Origin of the sequence: Providencia sp. PROV261 (genome assembly GCF_028477945.1) — a bacterium.
In the GTDB taxonomy this organism is placed as follows: Bacteria; Pseudomonadota; Gammaproteobacteria; order Enterobacterales; family Enterobacteriaceae; genus Providencia; species Providencia stuartii.
The window spans coordinates 1-1,035 of sequence record NZ_JAMPMC010000026.1; the positions used below are offsets into that span (position 1 = coordinate 1).

General features: G+C 33.9%; 1 protein-coding gene. It reads right to left on the bottom strand.

What is annotated here, in order from left to right:
* Nucleotides 1-825: hypothetical protein (locus PR675_RS14815; RefSeq protein WP_272582777.1), on the bottom strand; the 825-nt coding region annotated here is incomplete at its 3' end.
* Between the last annotated feature and the right edge of the window lie 210 nt (nt 826-1,035).

The window sequence follows — 1,035 nt, forward strand, 5'->3', positions numbered from 1 at the left end:
GTCCATTACCGCTTCACGCCCTTCACGCATAAAAGTATTCACAAAGCTGACAAAGATATTGCCTTCATTAGCTGTATTAAAGTTAAGGTTTGACTTGGCTGATGTATAAGGCAAAAACATCTCTTCCTGCAATTCACCATTTTCAGTATTAATGCTATATAACCGGACTGCAAGCATAATTGGGGCATGACCATACTCAATATATTCATAGCGGTCTGCTGAAACTTTTCCTTTTAAATAGCTATAAACATATTTTTTCTCTCGATCGAAAATTAGGACTGGTAGCGGACTTAAAAAGATTATATAACCCGTCATGCCGGTAAAAACACCCAAAATTAACGTGAAAATTATAAAAGCAACGTCCATACCTCCAACTTTATTGACATGCCCCCCCCATAAATAATAATCGACAAAGAAAGCTCCAAAGCTTTTATTGCCTTCACCGTAAAATGGTCTAAGTTCCTTAACTTGTTTAGTCAATAGTATATTTTTTTCTTTAGAAAGATTATAATGTTTCTCATACATTGAAATGGTGCTAACAAAAGTATTGTAAGATTTTATGTTTCTATTTATTAATGCACTCAAAATTACTATAAAACAAACTAAAATAACCAGAAAAAAGCTCATTGCCCCAACATCGCGTTTTCCTCGATTAACATTCGCAATGGCAAATTGTTTAGCATTAATTTCATCAATAAAGGTTAGCTCTTCAGGCTCAACATTATTTTGGTAACGCTCGTGATTAGATACAAAACTTTGTTTCTTGGCACGGTCAAAACTGGATTTTAATGTCATGTGTTTTTTGACAAAGGCAACTATTCCCATTATATCTTTTCCTCATTAATAAAGCCCAGAGTGCAATTAACTTCATCTAACGCTTTTTCACTGTCGATATACCGCATCGGTGGTAGAGGTGACTCAATTTTGCAAATGAAATCATCCTTATAATCATTCGATTCTTTAAAGCTAACATACTGACTAATAATAGTATTCACTCATTCTTTATTGTTTTAACCCCATTGATTACAACACTCC